The 4,735-nt window shown below is 58.9% G+C and carries 4 protein-coding genes and 1 pseudogene; 1 reads left to right on the forward strand and 4 read right to left on the reverse strand.

Features of this window, described 5'->3' with window-relative positions; translation table 11 throughout:
- The first annotated feature begins 104 nt into the window (after positions 1–104).
- The gene (locus ABR948_RS29575) at positions 105–521 is read left to right on the forward strand and encodes a DUF1236 domain-containing protein (protein WP_428124859.1); all 417 of its coding nucleotides are present in this window, start codon (positions 105–107) and stop codon (positions 519–521) included.
- Positions 522–720: 199 nt separating this feature from the next.
- Here the strand turns inward: ABR948_RS29575 and ABR948_RS29580 are convergent.
- The 4 genes and pseudogenes from ABR948_RS29580 to ABR948_RS29595 all read right to left on the reverse strand — a co-directional run.
- Positions 721–1,559, reverse strand: a protein-coding gene (locus ABR948_RS29580) for an IS5 family transposase (RefSeq protein WP_428124861.1) whose coding sequence is annotated in 2 segments (ribosomal slippage) — positions 721–1,175 and positions 1,175–1,559 — 840 coding nt in all. Because the reading frame shifts where the segments join, the coding sequence is not laid out codon by codon here.
- Positions 1,560–1,799: 240 nt separating this feature from the next.
- Positions 1,800–3,008, reverse strand: a complete 1,209-nt coding sequence (locus tag ABR948_RS29585; RefSeq protein WP_428124863.1) for an IS701 family transposase — start codon at positions 3,006–3,008, stop codon at positions 1,800–1,802.
- A gap of 84 nt (positions 3,009–3,092) precedes the next feature.
- A pseudogene (locus tag ABR948_RS29590) lies at positions 3,093–3,623 on the reverse strand (IS5 family transposase); the annotation flags it as partial.
- 323 nt (positions 3,624–3,946) lie between these two features.
- Positions 3,947–4,735, reverse strand: a 789-nt coding sequence (locus ABR948_RS29595; protein ID WP_428124865.1) for a transposase, incomplete at its 5' end; no start/stop codon positions are given.

The raw sequence follows: 4,735 nt of genomic DNA on the forward strand, positions 1-4,735 counted from the left end.
CTTCGGCGGCCCTTTGGCCGGCCGTCCCGCGCCGCCAGGCGGAACCTAACGGGCCCCCGCGGGCTTGTCCCCCCACACCTTGGCCGAACCCATCAGGAGACATCATGATCCGTCGTTTTATCGGAATTGCCGCGATTGCCGCCGCACTGGCGCTACCTGCCGTGACCCACGCCCAGGGGGTTCCCGGCGGCGTTGAGCGGGGCTCGAGAGAAGGCGACCGGGCCGCCGGTCCCGTGGGCGCCGTCGTCGGCGGCGTCATTGGCGGGGTGGTCGGTGGCGTCACCGGCATTCTCGGCGTCGACCAGCGCCCCCGCTTTCGCAGCTATGTCGTCGAGCGGCATGTTCCCTCCTATCAATACCGCGAGGACGTCCGCGTCGGCGCCGTGCTGCCGGAGGAAGGCGTCACCTATTACGACGTGCCGCCGGAATATGGCGTGCGGGATTATCGCTACACCGTCGTGAACGATCGCACGGTCCTGGTCGATCCTCGCACCCATCGGATTGTCGAAGTCGTCGAGTAATGGCTCCTTAACCTCTCCCCGCTCTGCGCGGGGAGAGCGTAGGCCGCCTTCGGCGGCCGTTCTTGGAAGAACGCCGAAGCGGAGCTTCGGCTATGGCGTCTTAGCGGCGGGTGGGGGGCGAGGCACACTCTTAAATTCGGCATGAGCAGTCGCGGAGACAGCCCCTCACCCCAACCCTCTAAGAGTCTGTCCGGAGACTTCAGGCCGGATTGCAGAGTTTTCTGAGCATGAAGCGGATTGAGGCGAGGCGCAAGAATGCCAAGGCCTTTCGGTTGAAGCACTCCCAATCCTTGGCCAGGCGGCGGCAGCGGTTGAGCCAACCAATGGTGCGCTCAACGATCCAGCGTTTGGGCAAGACCACAAATTTGCTGACCAGATCGGAACGTTTGACGATTTCAATTTCGAGAAGCGGGAGAACTTCTGCAACCGCTTTCGCAAATTTCGGTCCTTTATATGCATCATCAACGAACAGCATTTTCAAAGACGGGAACGTGCCGCATAGGGTCGCCATAACGAGAGCGCCTCCGTCTCGATCTTGAATGTCGGCCGGATGAACGATGGCGTGGAGCAGCAGGCCTACTGTGTCGACAAGAATGTGCCGCTTCTTGCCCTTGATCTTCTTGCCCGCATCGTACCCGTGCGGATCAATGCGCGCCCCCCTTTTTCTGCGCTTTTCACGCTCTGGCTGTCGATGATGGCGGCGGTCGGGCTGGCTTTCCGCTGGGCTTGTTCTCGACATTGTTGATAGAGCGCTTGATGAATTCGTTCCAATGTACCGTCATAGGTCCACAGATCGAAGTAGTCGTGGACCGAGCTTTTCGGGGGCAGATCTTTCGGGATCGCGCGCCACTGACAGCCAGTCGAGAGAACATACATGAGGCCGTTCACCACTTCCCTCATGATCACCCTCCGTTTCCCACCGCCGGTCTTGCCCGGGGGGATCAGGGGTTTGACCAGTGCCCATTCGTCGTCGGTCAGATCGCTCGGATATCGCAACTTGCTGCGGTCGTAACGGCCGCGGTTCTGGCTCGTCCACATTGGTGACCCTCCTCGAATCAGGCCACACCCCTTGAATCACACACAGATGATTCATATGATTCAAGAACTCTTCGAACAGACACTAACACTACAGTTGCAATTTTCGCTTCAGGTGCGCTCGCTTTGCTTCGGCTTGGTGAGCGCGTCGCCAGAGCGACCATGCGATGATGCGAGCGGGCTGGATGCGCCGTTGCGCGAGCTTGAGGGTGATACGACGGATTTCCTGGATCGACCAGCGGATCAGGAGCGACGTTTGATCGATCGGCGCGGCAACGTTTTTTTGGGCGCCACAGCGGCGGCGTTAGCTCGATGACGGATCGCCGCCATCATGGCGAAGGCCAGCATGACCAGCGAGACATGACGGTGCCACCCGTGCCAGGATCGGCTCTCATTGTGATCGAGACCAAATTCGTTTTTGGCGGTTTCGAAGCCATCTTCGATGGACCAGCGGCAGCCTTCTACTGCAACCAGCTTCTTCGCCGACGTGCCTTTCGGACACCAAGTGGAGAAGAAGGCGAGTTCGCTGTCCCCGATGTTGCGGCGGATCAGCAGGCCTCGCGTCCAGGTTCCGGTCAACGTGCTGTTGTAGTCTCCAGCCTCGAGGTCGGCCAATTCGAGATAGGCCCAATCATACAGCCGCGGCCCTTTGGTGCCGTCGCCCGCTGACAGTCGTCGCCAGGCCTTGCAAGGAAGGCTCTGCGCAACGTTGCCAGCGGTGTCGACAAAGACCTGCGCCTTGCCCCAAGAGCGGACCTGATGGTTGGACGCAATGCCCAGGACGTAGCCCTTGCCGGCCTTGCGCAGCATGGCTTCGATGTCGCCCGTTCCATACACGCTATCCGCTGCAACGAAGGAGAACGGCACCTTGGCTGCGATCGCCTGCGCGATCATCTTCCGTGCAAGCTGCGGCTTCGTCGCGAAGCACATGTCCTTGGGAACGTGCGCCGCCTTCATCCGGGCGGGAGCGTCCGTCCACTCCTTCGGCAAGTAAAGCCGGCGATCGATGAAGGCGTGGCCGTGACGCGAAGCATAGCAGGCAAACACGCCAATCTGACAATTGGTGATCTTGCCTGCCGAGCCGGTGTACTGCCGCGCAACCCCGCACGATGCTTTGCCTTGCTTCAGAAACCCGGTCTCATCGATCACCAGAACCGCGTCATCGTCCGCCAGAGTTTCCAGCGCATAGTCCCGCACCAGTTCACAAAAGGCGTCAGCATCCCAGCTCCCGCGGCCCAGAATCGCCTGTTGACGCCACGGGCCAGGATCCCCTGCTGCTTCCGCCCGCATCCAACCAGTCTTGCGCGGCTCATTGCCCAGCAATCCGTCGAGAAATTGCCCTGCCGACGCCGCCACCCGATCCTGACTAAACAGCGGGCGCATCCGCTGCTTCACATCCCGTAATGACGATGCCCACAGTTCAAGCGTCGTCTCAATCGATGCTCCAGCCATCCATGATCTCCCGAATCATGGTTGCCCATCGATTCAGAAGTCACCGAAAAATGCAACTGTAGTGTTAGAGTCCGTCCGGAGACTTCAGGCCGGATTGCATAGTTTTCTGAGCATGAGGCGGATTGAGGCGAGGCGCAAGAACGCGAGCGCTTTTCGGTTGAGATTCTCCCAATCCTTGGCGAGCCTTCGGCAGCGATTGAGCCACGCAATGGTGCGCTCGACGATCCAGCGTTTTGGCAAGACCACAAATCCGCTGATCTGATCGGAACGTTTGACGATTTCAATGTCGAGATGCGGCAGAACCTTTGCAAGCGCTTTCGCAAATTTCGGTCCTTGATATCCGCTGTCGGCGAACAGTGTCTTCAAAAAGGGAAACATGCCGAACAGTGTCGCCATGACGAGAACGCCTCCATCGCGATCTTGAATGTCGGCCGGATGAACGATGGCGTGGAGCAGAAGACCTAATGTGTCGACAAGAATGTGCCGCTTCTTGCCCTTGATCTTCTTGCCCGCATCGTACCCGTGCGGATCAATGCACGCCCCCCTTTCATGGTGCTTCCTTTTCGTGCCACTCGTACTGGCGATTGAGTGGTGATCGGCCGATGCCGATCGACCCCCACGAGTCAGGAGGCGGCGGCCGATCAATTGATTAGAACAACACAGCGACACGAGGTGGAGCCCGCTTTCAAGTTGACGATGGTTATAAAAAACCAGCCGCCACATCCTTATATACGGTGGATCCGTTGGATCCGAACCATGATGCAACTATGCGCATCGAAGGCGAGGCTCCGAAGCAGCGGCAGCCCATTCTTTTTCCCGGTGCAGAAACCATGGGGGGACGGCGGGCTGCCGCTACCTCGGATCGTTTTTTGGCTGTTCCGTCGCTATGCGCGCCGAGGTGCCAAAACCCTGTATCTATTCTTCCCTCCCGTTGCCGATTACGCCGCTGAATGCAGCCTGAAGCCTTCCGGTATGACGCCGTCATTCGCATAGCGCCACAGGGCAATGATGAGCTTGCGGGCAAGCGCTACAATCATCGGCTTGCGTGATCCCTTTGTACTCTCGGTGCGTTGTTTGAACCATTGTACCAGAGCACTGTCGGGCTGGAACTTCACCATGCGCCAGGCCAGCTGGATCATGATTTTGCGTACCCGCGCGTTGCCCGAGCGGGAAAGGCCCTTTTCTCGTCGCTTTGAGCCGCTTTCATCCGGTGAGCCGGTCAATCCGGCATAACGGGCTACAGCTTTGCGATCGCGTAATGTTCGGGATAGAAGCTCATGCGCCAAAAGATCGGCTGTCTCCAAACCAAGCCCGTAAATCCGTACCAGCAGATAAACCATCCTGTTCGCAAGAGCCTCCGGCTTTTGTTCAAATTGCTGCAGCCGGGCCTGCTCGATTGCCTTGATTTGTTCCTTGATGATCTTCAACCGCTCCATGTCCCGTCGAAGGGCGGCGATCGTATTGGGTGGCAAGGACTTGCCCTCTGGTGTGCGGACAGTCTCCAGCTTCACGCTCGCCTTGCGTAGCTTGGGATTGAAGTTACGGACGCCAAACTGGATCAAAGCGGATTTCATGCGATTGACCGCACGGGTTTGTTCATGGACCAATCCCTCGCGCTCACGATGCGGGCGTTTGGCATCCTCTTCCTCCATGGTCGGGACAATCGCCACGGTGCAATGGCCACGCTCACCACGTAGCCAACCAAGGAAGCCGCGCTTCAACATCGC

This window comes from Bradyrhizobium sp. (genome assembly GCF_050014615.1).
In the GTDB taxonomy this organism is placed as follows: domain Bacteria; phylum Pseudomonadota; class Alphaproteobacteria; order Rhizobiales; family Xanthobacteraceae; genus Bradyrhizobium.

Excerpts from the sequence above, each read along its gene's own strand:
- ABR948_RS29585 (WP_428124863.1), bottom strand. The coding sequence starts at position 3,008 with ATGGCTGGAGCATCGATTGAGACGACGCTTGAACTGTGGGCATCGTCA.
- ABR948_RS29575 (WP_428124859.1), top strand. The coding sequence starts at position 105 with ATGATCCGTCGTTTTATCGGAATTGCCGCGATTGCCGCCGCACTGGCG.